Origin of the sequence: Paenibacillus ehimensis NBRC 15659 (genome assembly GCF_004000785.1) — a bacterium.
Taxonomy (GTDB): domain Bacteria; phylum Bacillota; class Bacilli; order Paenibacillales; family NBRC-103111; genus Paenibacillus_G; species Paenibacillus_G ehimensis.
This window is the reverse complement of record NZ_BILX01000041.1, coordinates 18429-35866: the sequence shown is the minus strand read 5'-3', so window position 1 is coordinate 35866 and position 17438 is coordinate 18429. Positions and strand designations below refer to the sequence as shown.

Annotated in this window: 12 protein-coding genes; 2 read left to right on the top strand and 10 right to left on the bottom strand. The window is 56.2% G+C overall.

Annotation, left to right across the window (positions count from 1 at the left end; genetic code table 11):
- Positions 1-342: 342 nt before the first annotated feature.
- Positions 343-2319, bottom strand: a complete 1977-nt coding sequence (locus PEH01S_RS21640; protein ID WP_127487949.1) for a dihydroorotate dehydrogenase — start codon at positions 2317-2319, stop codon at positions 343-345.
- A gap of 73 nt (positions 2320-2392) precedes the next feature.
- Between PEH01S_RS21640 and PEH01S_RS21635 the strand changes: the two genes are divergently transcribed.
- Positions 2393-2710, top strand: a complete 318-nt coding sequence (locus PEH01S_RS21635; RefSeq protein WP_127487947.1) for a DUF3147 family protein — start codon at positions 2393-2395, stop codon at positions 2708-2710.
- A gap of 6 nt (positions 2711-2716) precedes the next feature.
- Here PEH01S_RS21635 and PEH01S_RS21630 read toward each other — a convergent pair whose 3' ends face one another.
- The 5 genes from PEH01S_RS21630 to PEH01S_RS21610 form a co-directional block, all read right to left on the bottom strand.
- Entirely contained in the window at positions 2717-3901 is a 1185-nt protein-coding gene (locus PEH01S_RS21630) for a response regulator (protein ID WP_025852878.1), read from the bottom strand.
- Positions 3898-5718, bottom strand: coding sequence for a cache domain-containing sensor histidine kinase (locus PEH01S_RS21625; RefSeq protein WP_174807155.1), 1821 nt, complete (start codon positions 5716-5718; stop codon positions 3898-3900). Before PEH01S_RS21625 ends, PEH01S_RS21630 begins: the two co-directional genes overlap by 4 nt.
- An 86-nt stretch (positions 5719-5804) precedes the next feature.
- Positions 5805-6686: a carbohydrate ABC transporter permease gene (locus tag PEH01S_RS21620; RefSeq protein WP_025852876.1), complete on the bottom strand. Its 882-nt coding sequence runs from the start codon at positions 6684-6686 to the stop codon at positions 5805-5807.
- Positions 6687-6711: 25 nt separating this feature from the next.
- Complete coding sequence (locus tag PEH01S_RS21615) at positions 6712-7593, bottom strand: carbohydrate ABC transporter permease (protein WP_407669463.1); 882 nt, start codon at positions 7591-7593, stop codon at positions 6712-6714.
- Positions 7594-7784: 191 nt separating this feature from the next.
- Positions 7785-9134, bottom strand: coding sequence for an extracellular solute-binding protein (locus PEH01S_RS21610; protein ID WP_127487945.1), 1350 nt, complete (start codon positions 9132-9134; stop codon positions 7785-7787).
- Between the two features lie 390 nt (positions 9135-9524).
- Between PEH01S_RS21610 and PEH01S_RS21605 the strand changes: the two genes are divergently transcribed.
- Positions 9525-11396 carry a right-handed parallel beta-helix repeat-containing protein gene (locus PEH01S_RS21605; RefSeq protein ID WP_127487943.1) on the top strand — a complete coding sequence of 624 codons (1872 nt, stop codon included), beginning with the start codon at positions 9525-9527 and terminating at the stop codon, positions 11394-11396.
- 172 nt (positions 11397-11568) lie between these two features.
- Here the strand turns inward: PEH01S_RS21605 and PEH01S_RS21600 are convergent, their stop codons facing one another.
- The 4 genes from PEH01S_RS21600 to PEH01S_RS21585 all read right to left on the bottom strand — a co-directional run bounded on the left by PEH01S_RS21600 (position 11569) and on the right by PEH01S_RS21585 (position 17437).
- The gene (locus PEH01S_RS21600; protein ID WP_127487941.1) at positions 11569-12168 is read right to left on the bottom strand and encodes a uracil-DNA glycosylase; all 600 of its coding nucleotides are present in this window, start codon (positions 12166-12168) and stop codon (positions 11569-11571) included.
- Positions 12165-12950, bottom strand: a complete 786-nt coding sequence (locus PEH01S_RS21595) for a DUF72 domain-containing protein (RefSeq protein WP_025852871.1) — start codon at positions 12948-12950, stop codon at positions 12165-12167. The genes PEH01S_RS21600 and PEH01S_RS21595 overlap by 4 nt, the downstream gene beginning before the upstream one ends.
- 2 nt (positions 12951-12952) lie before the next feature.
- On the bottom strand, positions 12953-16072 hold the full coding sequence (locus PEH01S_RS21590) for a DNA polymerase III subunit alpha (RefSeq protein WP_164827965.1): 3120 nt from the start codon (positions 16070-16072) through the stop codon (positions 12953-12955).
- Positions 16073-16231: 159 nt separating this feature from the next.
- Positions 16232-17437: a VWA domain-containing protein gene (locus tag PEH01S_RS21585; protein WP_127487937.1), complete on the bottom strand. Its 1206-nt coding sequence runs from the start codon at positions 17435-17437 to the stop codon at positions 16232-16234.
- Position 17438 lies beyond the last annotated feature (1 nt).

Sequence of the window (17438 nt, the reverse complement as noted above, 5' to 3'; positions counted from 1 at the left end):
TAGAGGAACACACGTTCGTTATCCGTGTCGAATTTTATCACCTTTGCCCAGTTTGGCAGACATAGCGCATCGCAGTTCCTTTATCCTGTCGGCTCCAACCAATACAGCCAAATAAGGCATCCACGGTTCGCTATCATGGCGAGCAATAGGAGAGATTGGTGCCGTGTGCTAACGCAGAAAAACGCGCTCCTGCAACGGATAGCCGTTACAAAAAGCGCGCCCTCGGCACGGACCGAATACGGGCAGCAGCTTACCCTCGTCCGATCATCTGTCGGATACGGGCAGCAGCTTACTCCCCTCCGATCATCCATCGGATGCGGGCAGCAGCTTACTCCCGTCCGATCATCTGTCGGATACGGGCAGCGCCTGGCTTGCCCTGCCGCCATGAATCCCGCTTTGCACGGGCCGCTGCATCAGATACGGATACAGCAGTATCAAGCCGCCTACATACAGCAGGCAGGCGAAGTACGCCGGAAGCAAATGAATAAAATCGGTGTAGCCGATTTGAAAATGCACGCTGAGGCCCGCCAGAAAGCCGGGCAAGCCGCCCAGCAGCAGCGTCCACCAGACCCAGCGCTGGCCTTGGCCGATGCCCCACAAAGCGATGATCAGCACGGCGAGGGCGTTCGAGAACAAAGCCCCGCCGAAGCCCGCCCGGTCGTGCGCGATCAGCGGGATCAAACGCTCGTTGATGTCCGCGAGCATCTCCGCCGAAGCGCATAAATAAGCAAGGTCCGTCGGCACGAAGACGAAGGTGATTCCGACGCCTGCGATCACGACGCCGCCGACGGCAAGCGCGAAGCCGAGCGTGACGAACAGAAGCTGGCCCCATTGGGCGCGCCGCCAGATCCGGTCGTTCGCCAGATTCGGCGGATCGTACGAAGGCCGGTCGGCCCGCGCCCGCATGGACAGGATGAACATCGGCAGCAGCACCGCCGCCGCCAGCGCATGCAGCGGGTCGAAATACCCGTACCCGAGGTACAGGAAAAAGCTGCTGAAGCCGACCAGGCCGGAGGTCATCAAGGCTGTTTTCGTCCAGTGCAGGCCTTTTCGGAGCCCGTGCCTGGCTAATTGGTAATACAAGATGCCGATCGAGATCATCGTTCCCGCCAGCGTCACCCGGTCATGCGACATAAAGCCGAGCAGCCAGCGGTTCGCCTGTCCGAGCATCGTCTGGTCCATGCCGAGATATAACACGTCGTAGGGCAGCATGACCGTGGTCGCCGCGATCATCCAGGCCAAAATGCCGCCGAGGATCATGCCGATGCCGAGCAGGCACATCCAGCCCCAATCCCGCCAAAAGGACGCTTCCGGCGGACTATCCGTCTCCCGCACCTTCTCGTAGATCAGCGCCTCGTTGATCCGCTTCGGCAGTCCCGGCCCGGAGTAGACGAGCCCGCTGTGAAGCTGCACGCAATCCGCTCCCGCTTCCACCGCCAACAGCGCGTCCAGAGGCTCGTGGATGCCCCCGGCCAAAACGATCGTCAGCTCCGGCCCGGCAAGCTGCCGAAGCTGCTTCACCCGTTCCACGCCCGGCGCAAGCGCCTCCCGCCCGATGACGAAGCCCTCGGGCGTCCGCACGGCATCGCCTATGACGATGCCCTCCCATGCCGCCGTGTCGATCCGGCTGAGCAGCGCTTGCAGCTGTTCCGCCGGATCGTCCGGCGCCACGTACAGCAGCAGCGGCTTCCCCGGCGCTGCCTCACGGGACGCCTGCCGGACCGCGTGCAGATACGCTGCCGTCGCTTCCGGCGGCCAGCCCGTATCGATGCTGTCGATGTAGAACGCGGCGGCCCACGGGGCGAGCCGCTCCATCATCTGCCGCAGCTCCGCCTGCGCCTGTTCCGGCGAAGCGCCGGGCATCGGCCGCAGCCGAAACATCAGCGGCAGCCGGTGTCCCTGCTTGCGCTGCATGCGCCCGGCGAGCTTTTCCAGCCCTTCGTTCGCGCCGACGTTCGGATAGAGCAGCGCTTCGCCGGATACCTCTCTCCGAATCGGGCGGTCGTCCGTCACCTCCCGGACCGTCACCGGGCCGATCTCGATAAAGCCGAACCCGAATTGAGCCAGCGCCCGATGCGCCGTGCCGTGAACATCCAGTCCGCCGCTAAGGCCGACGGGATATTTCAGGCGCAGCCCCCCGCAAGCTTCGCTTTCCAGAATCGGATGCGACTCCATATGCCCGAGCGTCTTGATGACCAGCGTCCCCCCGGGCAGTCTGCTAAGCAGGCCCATCGCTCCCAATGTGAAATCCCTCGCCGTCTCGGCGGGCAGTCCGAATAACAACGGGCGAAACAACGTCTGATACGACCAATCCGGCATCCTCTCACTCCCGTACTCCGTCATCCATATGCTGCCATTGTATCACGCGCCGGGGTTGTTTTGTACATAGCACATGTACGCCATCGTTAAAGTACTCGTATCGGCGGTCATTATCGGGATCATTACGGAAGTGGCGCGCAGATTTCCCGCTCAGGGCGGAATCATTGCGGCGTTGCCCATCGTTAGTCTTTTGAGCATCGTGTGGCTCCATATGCAGGGCGAACCGACGGATATGTTAAGCAAATTTGCTTTTGGCGTCGTATCCGGACTTCCTGCAGCCGTGGTCATGCTGGTGATCGTGGGCCTATCTTTACAGCATTCTCTTCATCTTGTCGGTTCGTTAGCATTGACTCTATACGCTCAGGACATGATCGTCAAACATTGGGCTTAACCGGGATCAGCCGCGCCCCTCTCCTGCCGACAAACGCTGCCGGAATTCGGTCGGCGTCTGCATGAATTTTTTGCGGAACACCTGCGTAAAATGCCGCATATCCTGGTAGCCGATCCGCTCGGCCACGTCGGCGAGCCTAAGCTGCGGGTCCTGCAGCAGCTCTTTGGCCCGTTCCATCCGCAGGTGGATGACGTATTCCTTGTATCCCTGTCCGGTCTTTTGCTTGAAGAGCTGGCTGAAATAGACCGGATTCAAGTACACGACGGACGCCACCTTCTCCAACGACAAATCGCTGTGAAAATGCATGCGGATATATTGCAGCGCCACCTCGACCGGGCTGTCTCCGCAGGGCTCGCGCTCGGCCGCAGCCTCCGGCGCCGCCGTCCGGGAGCGCAGCTGCCTCACCTGCTCCGGCACGGATTGGATATCCGTCACCAGCCCGCTGTGAACGATCTGGAACGGCACCTTCACATAGCGCTTCAAGTGGGCATGAAGCTCCTCGCGGAAGGCTTCCGCCGACGTATCCGCACGCAGCATCACGAGCCCGAGCAGATGATGGCTGTCGAGGCTGGCGGCGAATCCGCCGCCCCGCATCTCGATCAGCTCGGAAAGCACGTTGTCGACGATAAAATGCTCCAGATGCGCTTTTCCCGGACTGCCCAGCGCGACCAAGACCAGATGAAATTCGGGGTAGCTCCGTTCGAGAGCCGACATGTCGAAGCGGCCGATATCAAGCCCTGCCGCCCAACGCTGGAATACCGCCTCGCGCAAATATTTCAAATTTTGCTTCAAAAGCCGGCTTTCCGCCGATACGGCATGCTCTTGACGCAGCTCTTCCCGCAGCGTATGAATCAGCTCGATCAGCCGCTCCTTGCCGATCGGCTTCAGCAGGTAATCGCGGGCTCCGAGCCGGACCGCTTCCTGCGCATAAGCAAATTCCGAGTGCGCGGAGATGACGACCCATTTCACCTGCGGATGCCTGCGCCGGGTAAGCCGCATCAATTCCAGTCCGGTCATTCCGGGCATCAAAATATCCGTCAGCACGACATCGATCCCGCAGGAGCCAAGCGTCTCCACCGCTTCCTCCGGCGTAGCGGCCAAATGCACCTCCGCGTCCGGAAACGCGCCCCGGACCGTACGCTTGACTCCTTCCCGGATCACCTTTTCGTCATCCACAATGAGCAGTTTCATGCTTCGGTTCTCCCTTCCCCGGGCAGCGGCATCGAAATCGTCACCTTCGTTCCGCCCCCCGGCGAGCTATCGATGCGCAGCCCGTACGCTTCTCCGAACATAAGCCCCAGCCGGCGGTGCACGTTCTGCAAGCCGATCCCGCCCCGCCGCACCTCGCCGGCCTCAAGCACCGCAGTCCTACTACCGTCCTCTCCCGTCGTCACGGCATTCGCTCCAAGCGTATGCCGCAGCCGGTCGAGCACATGCGGCTCCATACCGCTTCCGTTATCCTCCACATACAGGCAGAGCCGACGGTCGTCCGCCTTCGCGTAGACGCGCAGCACGCCGGGCCGGTCCAACCGCTCAAGCCCGTGCTTGACCGCATTCTCGATCACCGGCTGCAGCGTCATCTTGGGCAGGCGGATGTGCTCCCACCCGGGATCGACGTCCATTTCGACGGAAACCCTTCCTTCGAGCCGCGTTTCGATGATCGTCAGATAGTCCCGGATCTGCTCCAGCTCGTCGCGCAGCCGAACCTCGGAGGAGCCTTCCCAATGACTGCTGTAGCGGAACATATGTGAAAGCGATAACACGACTTTGCCGAGCCGTTCGTTGCCTTTTTCGTCAAGCATCCAATAAATCATATCGAGCGTGTTATACAGAAAATGCGGGTTCACCTGCGATTGCAGCGCCAGCAGCTGCGCGTTTTTTTCGCTGATGGACACCGCTTTGACCCGTTCGATCAATTCGTCCATCCGGTTGACCATCTGGTTGAAGGACGCAACCAGAATATTGATCTCTTCGTACGATTTGACGTGCAGCAGGCCGCGGAAATTGCCGCGCTCCACCTGCCTCATCTCCTGAATGAGCCGCTTGAGCGGAGACGAAATCGTCCGCGACACGAACGTCGCCAGCGCCGTCGAGACGACGACGAGAACGGAGATGACCAGCAGCAAAAAGCGCTTCATCTGGTCCTGCTCCACGTTCAGATCGGCGTCCGGCGTCGAGCTGACGACCTGCCAATCCGCCATGGACGGCTTGGAGGCAACGATCAGACGCCCCGCCTGCGGATCGACGCGGACCTCGCCTTCGCCGAGCGCATCGCTCCAATGGTCCGCGGCGGAAAGCTCCTTCGGCGTCCCTGCGGATACGGCCATCACCTGCTTCGCTTTCGAAAGGATGTAGACCTCGCTGCGCGGGCTCAGGCTCAGGTTCGCAAGCCCCGACAAAATCGGCTTCGGGTCCGTCTCGATGAGCACGATGCCGATCGGCCGGTGCTCGTGCAAATCGTAGAGCGGCCGCCCGAAGGCGAACACCGGCCTCTTCTCCGCCTGATCGATGATCGAATGCTCTTTGACGCCGAGCCAGACCATTTCGCCGGACGATTCGCGTATGCTCCGGTACCATGAGGATTCCGCGAAGCCGGGGTCGATGACGCTCATCGAGTTGCCGTAGCTGTAGACCGCGCCTGAGTTTGACATTACATGAATGCCGATCGTATCCTCCCGGGAATAATAAATCGCCCCGATCAGATTCGTAATCGTCCGTTCGTTGATCATGCGCAGCGCGGAATCCTGTGTCGGCGGCGCCTGCAGCAGCCGCTGCAAATCCGGGTTGCCGTTCAGCGACTTGGTCAGGCTGTCATATCCTTTGAGCAGCAGGTCGAACAAGTCCATCGTTTGCGAAAAGTTTTTTTGCGCGATCTCCCCGATCTTCTGGTGCAGCTGGTCCGTTGTCCGCTTGTAGTACAGCGCGCTGACGATAAGCAGCAGCCCGAGCATGCAAAACAGGAACAGCAGAAACAGACGGGTATGAATGGAATGAAGACCTCGCTTCAACCGGAAACTCCCCTTTCCGTATCTTTCCTGTTCCTATCATATCACGCAGGCTTGGAGGGCGAATATGGGGGGTGATCTTACGCTTCTTACCCCTTCACCGCTCCGGCCACCATGCCCTTCGTAATCCGTTCCGACAATGCAAAATAGATGAGGATGACCGGCAGCGCCCCCAGTACGAGCAGCGCCCCGATTGCGCCGTAATTGACCGAATATTGGCCGATGAAGCTGTTGACGCCGAACGGCAGCGTTTTGAGCTTCTCCGACGAAATGAACGTCGCCGCCAAAATATACTCGTTCCAGATCGAGATAAAGGTCAGGATGCACACCGTCATGATCGGCGGAACCGAGACCGGCATAATGATGCTGCGGAACGTCCGGTATACACTGGCCCCGTCCATGATCGCGGATTCTTCGATTTCGTACGGGATCGATTTCATGAACCCGCTCAACACGAACACCGCAATCGGAGTCGAGAACGTAATGTAGGGCAGGATCAAAGCCAAATGCGTATTGAGAATGCCGATGTTTTTGAAAATGATCATAAGCGGCAGCAGCGTGGCCTGAAGCGGAATCATGATGCCGATCAGAAACACCGTCATGACCAGCGTGCCGTAGCGCCAGCGAAACCGAGTGATCGCATAAGCAACCATCGAGCTTAGAACGATGACCAGCGCCACCGTCACCGAGGTGACCAGCAGGCTGTTGAACAGATATTGCAGATAATGCCCCGCCTCGTAGGCGTCCTTGTAGTTCTGCCACCGCAGCTCGCGGGGAAAGGAAAAGAAGCTGCCGTCCAATATTTCTTCGTTCGTTTTGAACGAATACAGCACCAGCCAGACGAGCGGATACAGCTGCGTGACGAACAGGACGGACAGGAACGGCAGCACCGCCGCCTTTTTCCATTTGAACGTCTTGCTCCGCAGGCGTACGGAAGTCTGCTGCACCGCTGCATTCGGGGATGAATTCATCGACATCGGAACGTCCCTCCTGTCCTTAAGATAGCTTGTGCTCGATCCGCCGGAATACCGCATTCAGCAGCAGCGTAGCGGCCAGACATTCGACGACCAAAAATACCGCCATCGCGCTGCCGTAGCCGTAACGCATCGACAGGAACGACATGTTGTACATATGGGTGGACGTCACGTCCGTCGCATGGGCCGGACCGCCTCCGGTCATGACCATGATCATGTCGAACGCTTGCAGCGAGCCGATGATGGCGAGCACCAGCGAGATTTTAAAAATCGGGACGACCATCGGGAACGTAATGTAGCGGTCCGCCGTAAAGCCCTCTGCCCCGTCGATCCGCGCCGCCTCGTAGATTTCCGACGGAATGTTCTGGATGCCCGTGAACTGGATCAGCACATGGTAGCCGAGATACTGCCACAGCGCGACGAAATACAGCGCGATCATCGCCGTATTCGGATCGGTCAGCCACGGCTTCGTCCACGAATCCAAGCCGACCATCATCAGCAGTTGGTTCAGCATGCCTCCGAGCGAAGCGGGGTTATAAATGGTTTTCCATAATTGGCCTACGACGACAACGGATAAAATGACCGGCAGAAAGTAGCTGGAGACGAGAAAATTAGGCTTGCGCACATAACGGCTGATCAAGATGGCGACGAACAGCGCGACCGGAATCTCGGCCATGGAAAATAAAGCGAACATCAGCGTCCGCCCCACGGACGGCCAAAACACCGCATCCCGCGTAAACAGCTCCTTGAAATTGTCCAGCCCGATAAACCGCGCTTCGCCGATGCCGTTCCAATCCAGCATGGCGCTGTAGAACGACACAAGGATCGGCACGAACACCAGACCGATATAGAGCAGCAGGCAGGGAAGAACGAAGACGGCGATCGTCCGCCGGGAAACCTTCATGGCATGCACGGCTCAAGGGCACCTCCTTTGGTAAAATGTGACTAGCAGTGTAAAGCATGAGATGATCAAAGCGAAACCTATTGGTTTCGTTTTCTTGCCCGGCAAGGGAACGCGCGCCTCTTCGGCGCGCGCTGCGGCAACACTGTTGAAGCCCGCTTCGCAACAGCAACCCTCGCACAGTCGGTCTTTCGTTACTTGTTGTTCGTTTCGAAGGCGGTCTGATGCTCCTTGCCGACATCCTTCGGATCTTTTTTCTGCACGAACAAATTCTGGATGCTGGTCAGATGCGCCTGCGCCGTTCCCGGATTCATCGTGTTGTCGAAGGCGAGATCGCCGCCCTGTACGTTTTTGAACAGCTCAAGGATATCCATGGCAAGCTGCGAGTAGCCGGCCGCTTTGAAGTCGCCCTCTACCTTCTGCGCAATCCCGACAGCGTTCTTCATCTCGAAGGAAACCTTCGGGAAGTTGACCATAAAGTAGTTCAGGAATTCCTTCGTCTCCTTCAAATGCTTGCTCGTCGCCGATACGGCGAAGGCGCTGCCGGGAGCGATCATGTACTGGTCGGGGTTGCCCTTGCCGCCTACGGTCGGGAACTTGAAGACGCCGATTTTGCCTTTGACCGACGAATCGTCGATCGCGCCGGTGGCCCAGGTTCCCATGAAATACATCGCGCTTTTGCCCGTCTTGAACAGGTTCTCCCCCGCATTGTAGTCGAAGGAGGTCGCCCCTTCCTGGAACGCGCCAGCCTGCACCAGGTCTTGAAACTTGCTTGCCGCATCGGTAAATGCGGAGTCGCCGAACGTTTTCTTCTTGTCCAGCACGTCTTTCAGGAAGCCGGGACCGTTGTTGGTGCGAAGCAGCATGTTCATAAACAGGAACGACCCGGTCCAGCTGTCCTTTTCCCCGATGGCGATCGGCGTAATGCCTTTGGCCTTCAGCTTCTTGACCACTTCGATCATCTCTTCGAACGTCTTCGGCACTTCGACGCCCGCTTGGCTGAACAGCTCTTTGTTATAGAAGACGACTCCGATATTGTTGCCGTCCGGAAGCGCATACACGTTATTGTTGAACGAATAGTAGTCGAGGATGCCTTTTTGGAACGTGTCCTTCAGTCCGTTCTGGTCGAGCATATCGTTCAGCGGCGCGAGCAGGCCCGCATCGACGAACGGCTTCATCTGGGCGGCGGGGTTCACAATCGTAATGTCCGGCACTTCTTTGGCTGCGGCTTGCGTTTTGAGCTTGAGCTTTTGCTGGTCCGTGTTCAAGGAATCGAGCTCGATCTTAATATTCGGGTGCGCTGCCGTGTAATCCGCGACGATCTTCTTCATGATTTTATGGTTCGGCGCGGTCGGGTCCGGATAAATGTTCTGGAAGGTGATCGTCACCGCGCCCGGCTTGTCCTTCTCCTTCGCCGCCTCTCCGCTTGACCCCGTGCCGCCGCTGCCCGCCGCCGGTTTATTCGCGTCCGTTCCGCATGCGGCAAGACTTACGGCCAGCGTTCCGGCCAAGGCGACCTGCGCCCACTTCATCGCTTTTACCATCGTTCGTTTCCCCCTCTGGTTTAATAAGCTCATTATGGCGGATACGTTCCGTTCGAACAATGCATGAACTTCAGGAATGAGGTTTGATTTTTTCAGGTGGTTAGGTGGCGGGACGGAAGGTGCGAGCCGGACATCGGTAATAAGATGAACCAAGGTTAATCAATTGCAATTTTCATGGAAAAACAGTGTAAAAATATTGAAAAAAATTCAGGGTCCCGTAGGATAAGATGACCTTATAAGCTGTATCACTTGAGCAAAGAGAGGAGGTGGGAATAAGCCCGATAAGCAGGTTCATGCTCTAATGCGGATTGTTTGTAATCAATATGCTTGATTCATGTGCTTTCCCAAAAGCTTTAACACCTACACTAAACATGCAAAGGAGTACTTCATATGCCAACTGATATTTATAATGTGATGAGCTATAACGGTTCGGGCAGCACCCAAAGAACGTCCGGCAGCATTGCCGCCGGTACGAATACCCTGACCGTTACGAATGTGATTGATTTTAAAGTGAATCAGGGCATCGCCATTTATGGAGCCGGTCCGGGCGGCAGCGTATTGCTGGAAGCGGTAAAATCAATTAACACCACAACGAAAGTCATTACCCTGTACGGCAATGCAAATACGACTGTAACCAACGCGATCGTCGAGCATGACGATCAAACGGCTGTCGAACTAGCGGCTGCGGCGGCAAGGAATGCAGGTGGAGGCGTCGTTTATTTCCCGAAAGGAACCTACCTTACCCATTCCATCAACTTCGGCGTCTACGATAACGTAACGTTTCGGGGGTCGTCTGCCCACGCCTCGATCCTGCAAAGCCATATAGGCACCACGATGCTGAGAATTCGCGGCTCCAATATTGTCATTGAAAATCTAACGTTACAAAGCACAAGGGATGTGGCGGACGACCCGGATACGAAGGATACAGACGAGAGTACGAATATACTGCTATCCTTCGAAGGAAATAATTCCAATATCAAGATCCGCAATAATATTTTTACCGGAAAAACGAATACGACGACCGGCTTGCCTGCCGCAACAGGAATCGAAATCAATTCGAAATTAAATTCCAATATTGAAATCGCCGGCAATGTTTTTGATAACTTGGGATACGGTTTTCTGGTCAATGACCAGGCCAACGATCTGCATGACGTACTTATCACGAATAATAAATTTACCAATATTTCAGGAGACGCTATTGAACTGAATCATCCCATTCAGATTCCCGGATATGACCGCAAACCCGAAGATGCAGGCTATAATTACGTCATTTCGAACAACATCATTACCGCTAATTTAGGCAAGGGGACAACCGCCGGATTTGGGATTGGCATTGCCGGCGCTACCAGGGTCTGCATCATGGGCAACCAGATTTCCAACTTTAGAAGACAAGGAATTCATCTCGAAGATTACTGCAGGTACATTACGATCACAGGCAATGTCGTTACGGGAACCAATGCGGCTCCCGACCCTGCTGACGCCATTCATTCGGGAATTTATTCGATCGACAGCGATTATGTAACGATTTCGAATAATGAAGTGACATCCTGCTCCAATTACGGAATCCATCTCGATTATAGCGATGGCACGCAAACGCAAAGCAGCGTTATTTCAAACAACATTGTAAAAGGATGCAAAAACGGCGGGATCAGCTACGGGGCAAATGTTCAAAGCGATGTCATCATTTCAAACAATATTGTCGAAAACAATACGGGTTCCGGCATCGTACTGCTTGGCGATGGAAGAAATGTCAAGGTCGTAGACAATATTTGCAGGCTCAACTCGGAGTACGGACTGAAATTGGCACATGCCAGATTTGGCTTGGACATCAGGGGCAATTCCTTCTACGATAATACGGCCGGGGATATAAACCACGGAGGCTTTCTGCATGCGGTTCCGGTAAAAAGCGCGATCAATGTTTTCGAGTCTGCTGTCTCTGCGACCATGGATCCTGCGACAACGAAAAGAATTGTAAATAAAGTAAATGGCATGTACTTGGGCATCTGCGCAGAAGGGCTGCTCTTTATTACGGCACGGGAAATGGGCTCGGTAAGCAATATGGATAACAGGATGTACAAATTGAGCTGGAACGGGACTTCGCTTGCTGTAACCGAATTAAAAAGCAAACAAGTTGGAAACTTAATAATTCAAACTCCGACAGTAAATAATTCGTATCTGCAAATCAATGCCGTTAGCGGAAGTTCGAGCGGTAAAATCATTTGGTTCGAAATGCAATTTGAAGGCATGATTATGCATATGTGATTTTTTAGTCCAGCGCATTTGGCCGGTCTGTGAAAATTAGCGGAGCCGCAAGGGGAGTATCGAGCCGAAATCCGAGTGAACGAAAATTTTTCGACACGGATGCAGCCCCCTTGTGCTTCCGCTATTTGCCGACAGACGTTCAAAATGCTCCGACTATCCTATCGGAGTTCCTTTATTTTTCCGGCCGGATTTCCTTCTCTTTCAAGGCGTCTCCGACCGAGAAGAGATCCTGTTTCAGAAGCTCTCTTTTATTCTCGTCGCGAAATACGGCGGACGGATGGTAGGTGGGCATGATGCGAATCCCGTCCTTTTCCTGCCACACGCCGCGAATATCCGTTATTTTCGCTTTTCGATCCAAAACGGCCTGCAAGGCGATGCTTCCCAGACAAACGATGACCGCCGGGCGGATCAGTTCAATTTGCCGGAGCAAAACCGGCATCGCCTCTTTCACCTCCGAGATCCGCGGCGTCCGATTGCCGGGAGGTCTTACTTTGATGACGTTCGTCACGTAAGCCTCCTCCCTGAGAAGGTCCGCCTCCTGCAAATATTTATCCAGCAGTCTTCCCGAATTGCCGACGAACGGCCGGCCGGTCTCGGCTTCTTTTTCCCCGGGGGCCTCCCCGATGAGCAGCAAGCGGGCATGCTCCGGTCCTTCGCCGAACACAAGCCGCTCTCCGGGTTCCGGTAAAAAGACACGCTGACAGAAGGCTTGCAATGCTTCCAGATGGCTGATCGCATGCAAATCCTGAGGGATGGTCGTCGCAACCGTCATGTGGGAACCGCCTCCTGCTCCAGCATCTCCCGCAGCATCCGCCCGTTGATGACCGCCTGCGCCCGGTAATGGTTGTTCATGCTGATGAACGTCTTTTCCGTTTTTTCGGCAAGCTTGCGAATATTCGGAACCCAATTCTCCAATTCGTTCTCGCTGTACAAATAATCATACCGTTCGTACGCCTCTTTGTGATGCCACCATTTCTTATAATTCCGGCCGTGAAACCGGACATACCCGATCGGGCCCGTCGCCCGGATGATCGGCGGAACGAGCGTCTTAAACTGCGGCTCGTCCACGCAGACGTAACCCAATTGCTCTTCTTCCAGCAGGTCGAATATCCGTTCGTCGATCCATTCTTCGTGACGAAATTCCACAACGACCGGAATGTCGCCCATTTGTTCCTTGAATTCCTTCAAATAATCCCGGTTTTCATCCCGGTTCCGGAAGCTGGTTGGAAACTGGGCCAGCACGCATCCCAGTTTGCCCGCTTCGATTAACGGCTTCAACGATTCCTTAAAATCGCGGAAGTGCTGCTCGTTATCTTCCCTTTTGTGCGTCATCCCCCGGTAGGCTTTGATGACAAACTGAAAGCCCTCCGGCGTTTTTTCCCGCATATGATACAGCATAAACCGGTTGGGCATCGCGTAAAACGACGAGTTTACCTCGGTAAACGCAAATTCCCGGGCGTAGAAGGACAGCATTTCTTTTTTGTCCAAATCCTCCGGATAAAAGACCCCTCGCCAATCCTCATAGCTGTAGCCGGCCGTTCCGATCAAGAGCATAGTCATCCTCCAAGCGCTTTGATTTTATCCGCAACGACGTGCACGCGCTCGTTCTGCAGCCGAACGATGCCTTCCAGTAATATGCCCCGGGGATTCAATTCGTATAAGAAAGATTTGTATGTTTTGGGATACACTACGACTTCGATCATATCGGTATGATCCTGTACGACGAGCGTAAGCACGTATTGTCCGTCATGGGTCGGATACCGTCTGCTTTGAATGATTGTTCCGCATAGGCGGACACGGGTATAATCGGCGGCATCAAGTAACGCTTGGATCGGCACGATGTTGTAACGCTGCGCAAACTGTTTCCATTTGCCGGAAGAACACGGCTCCAGCGAAAATCCGAGCAGCGCCTTTTCCAGCTTTCGTTTTTCCGGTTCGGTAAAATCGGGTATCGCTGCTGCGGATAGCGGATCATCACCGACTGCGGTCGGCAAGCCGTTCAAGTAGGCCATCATCTCCCGCCGGCAGCCCATCCGATCGCAGGCGCCCGAAGCGACCCAGGCTTCGAGCACCGGCTTTTTAACCCGGCCTGCTTTCATCCGTTCAACCCATTCGTGAAAAGACCGGAATTCGCCGTCGCCGCAGCGGGAGCGCAGCAAAGCGATCACCGATTCCGGTCCGGAGCCTTGGATCGCATCCATACCTGCGCGTATCCCTTCGTCTTCAGCCTGATAACCGAACCCGCTCCGGTTAACATCCGGGCCCAGCAGGGAAAGCCCCATGTTCAAGATCTCCCTAACGTATACTTTTTTGTCGTAGTACCCTCCCTCCGCGCTTAATAAGGAGGCCATATACTCTTTCGGGAAATGCGACTTTAAGTAAACGGTCCAGTAGGCGAGATAGGCGTAGGAAACGCTATGGGCTTTATTAAAGCTGTACCCGGCAAACCGGGCCAAAAAATCGAATACGGCCAGCGCCTCCTTCTCCGTCACGCCCCGCTTGGCCGCTCCCTCCAGAAACCGCCGTTGGTGAGTGGACAGCGCTTCGACGGATTTGGCGGAAAGCGCGCGCCGGAGCGAGTCGGCTTCGCCCAGAGAGCACCCTGTCACCGCTTGTGCTATCGCCATCACCTGCTCCTGATACAGGATCAGGCCGTAAGTCGGCGAAAGAACCGGCTCCATTTCCGGCCGTACAACCTGGAAGGTCTCTTCGCCCCGGTGCCGGCGCAAATACGTTTCCACGATTCCCTCGTTCCATGCCCCAGGCCGATACAGCGCAAGCAAGTCCGCTAAATGGCTGATGCTCTGCGGCCGCATTCTGCGCAGCAGTTGGCGGATGCCCATGCTTTCCAGTTGAAAGCAGCCCAGCGTATTCCCGCCGCCGATGGTGCGGAACGTTTCCGGATCGTCCGGAGGAATCGCGCTCACCGCAAGCTGCTTGCCTGTCCGTTCGCGAATCGAGGCAAGCGTATCGTGAATGATCGTCAGATTGCGCAAGCCGAGAAGATCGATTTTCAATAAGCCTATCGATTTGATGTCTTCCTTGGTAAAGGGCGTCATCGTTTCCCCGTTCGGCCTTGGCTGCAGAGGAATCGTCCGGGCCAAATGCTCATCCCCGAGTATGATCCCCGAAGGGTGAGCGGAGTGCTGATGAGGCAGCCCTTCCAGCCGTTCGGCGAGCTGGAACAGCGACTTGAACGGCTCTTTATCGATCGGCAGCTTTTGCAGCTCCGGCAAAGTCTCCAGGCAGTGGCGGATGCCGCCTTTTCCGGAAAAAGAGGGGAGCAGCTTGGTCAGTACATCGACTTGTTTTTTCGGCAGGCCCAAATAAGTCCCGGCTTTCCGGACTGCCCCTCGCGTCCCGTACGTGTTCAGCACACCGATATGCGCGATCCGGTCCGCTCCGTACTTGACTTTGACGTACTGCAGCAGCTCATGGCGTCTTCTTTGACAAACGTCGATATCGATATCCGGTAAATCGGCGCGGTCCGGGCTCAAAAAACGTTCAAAGGATAGGCCGTGCAGCAGCGGATTCACCTCGGTTATGCCGAGCAGATAGGCCACAAGGCTTCCGGCGGCCGAACCCCTTCCGGGTCCGACGGGAATGCTCCGGTTTCGCGCATACCGCACGATATCCCATACGATCAGGAAGTAGTCGGAAAGCCCTCGTTTCGTAATGACCTCAAGCTCCCGGTTCATTCGAGCTGTCGCATTCTCCGGTGCCGAGCCGCCGAGAGCGGAATCGAACGAACCGAATCGATCCCGCATCCCTTCCAGGCATAAATCGCGCAATGCGTCATCCGCGCTGCGCGGCGGATTGGCGGAGTCTGCTTTGGCTGTTTCGGATCGATTACCCGAAGGGGCGGCTGCGCTCCGCATCTGCGAAACGGGGAAGCGCGGAAGCCTGTACGCTTCCGGTTCCATTTGAAACCGGCATCGCTGCGCGATTCGGACCGTATTGGCCAAAGCGTCCGGGAGATGGCGGAATTTCGTCTTCATTTCTATGGGAGAGGGGAGATAAAACGGCCCGGTCTTGGGCGGCGAAACCGTCTTGGGCTGCTGCGTTCCATGCCGGATCCTATGAAGCAAAGGGGCGTCTTCGGGAGCGAGGTAATGCACATCGTGGGTAGCCACTAGCGGAAGCTTTAATTCGCGGGAAAGTTGAACGGTTCGTTCGAGCCATACATCGTCATCTTCGAATCCGTGGTGCTGCACCTCGAGAAAAAAATGCGCCTTCCCGAACCATTTGACATATTGAAGCGCTTGCCGTTCGGCCAGATCCAGCCGCCCGCTTGCGATCAGACGATGAATGCTTCCAGTTCTGCCGCCGCTCAGCGCGATGATATCCCCTTGGGAGGCAGGGGGAAGGAACGAAGCGCCGTTCAACAGCTCGACGATCTGCTCGCAGCCCCGAGAGGTAGCGGCCAATAAAATGAGCGTGTCTCCCGCATCGCCGACCTCCATCTCGCACCCGATAATCGGCTGGATGCCGTATTTCCCTGCCAGCTTGCGGAAGGGAATCATCCCGTTGACGACGCCCTTATCGGTTATCGCCAGCGCCTCCATGCCCCATGATTCGGCGGTTTGCAGCAATTCTTCCAAGCGGCATGCCGCTTCCTTCAAACTATATTCCGTATGCACGTGCAGATGTACAAAGCCTGTCCCCAACTTGTTCATGACAGCACTCCTCCGAACGGGAACGTTTGTTTCTATCATATCGGGAGGATCAATCGTTGTCCATTGGAGGTTATTTCCGGTTCCGTATAGAAACCACCTTTTCAATAAAAAAGCGGCCGGGCAGAGTTTCTCTCTGCTCGACCGCTTGAATGCAGCCATTCACTTCTTCGCTTCCTTCCCCGCCCTCGCGGCGAGCTCCTGTAAATTCCGTCCCTGCAGCGCGCCTTCGATCAGCTCGGGAAGCATGTCCGGCGTGCAGCCGAAGCAGGGGATGCCGAGCTGCGCAAGCGATTTGGCGACTTGCTCGTCGTACGACGGAACGCCGCTGTCCGATAGGGCCAGCAAGCAAAGCGCCTGCACGCCCGCCTGCCGCATTTCCCCCATCCGGCGGATCAACGCAGACCGGTTCCCGCCCTCATACAAGTCGGAGATCAAGATAAACAGCGTCTTCTTTGGTTCGGTGATAAACTGCTCGCAGTAGGCGACCGACTTGTTAATGTCCGTCCCGCCTCCGAGCTGAATCCCGAACAGCATATCGACGGGATCGTCCGCGCACTGCTCCGTCAAATCGACGACCTCCGTATCGAACACGACGACACGGGTGTCGAGCGCGGGCAAGCTGGCGAAGATCGAGCCGACCACGGAGGCGTAGATAACGGAATCGGCCATCGATCCACTCTGGTCGATATCCAAAATGACCGTCCATTCTTTGCTTCGGCGCGCACGGTCGAAGAAATAGAACCGTTCCGGGATGAGCCGCTTCGTTTCCGTATCGTAGTGCTTCAGATTCGCGCGGATGGTCTTTTTCCAATCCATCCCGGATAAGGACGGAAGCGGCGAATGCTTCCTGCGGTTTAAAGCCCCGGTGACGGCCTGGCGAATATCGTGCTCAAGCTTCTTGGCGATTTCCTCCACCACGGCTTTCACGAGCTGGCGGGCCGTATCCTTCGTCTTCTCGGGAATTTTGCCGCGCAGCGCCATGAGCGTCGCGACCATGCGGATATCCGGCTTCACCTGCGCCAGCGTTTCCGGTTCGAACAGCAGCTGCGTCAGCCCTTTGCGCTCGATGGCATCGGCTTGAATAACCGAGACGATGTCCGAAGGGAAAAAGGTACGGATATCCGCGAGCCATTTCGCCACCTTGGGCGAAGAGGGACCCCGCCCCGCAGAACGCGCCCCCGTGGAGGCATCGGCTTCCAGCCCTGTGCCTCCCGTACCGTCGTAGATGGCCGCCAGCGCTTCGTCCAAAATTTTTGTCTCCTCGTCCAGCAGGCCGTCTCCTTGCGAGTACGCTGCGAGCTTTTCTTCGGACGCCTCTCCCAGAATCAGTCTCCATCGTTGCAACGCTTTATTTTGATCCGTCATC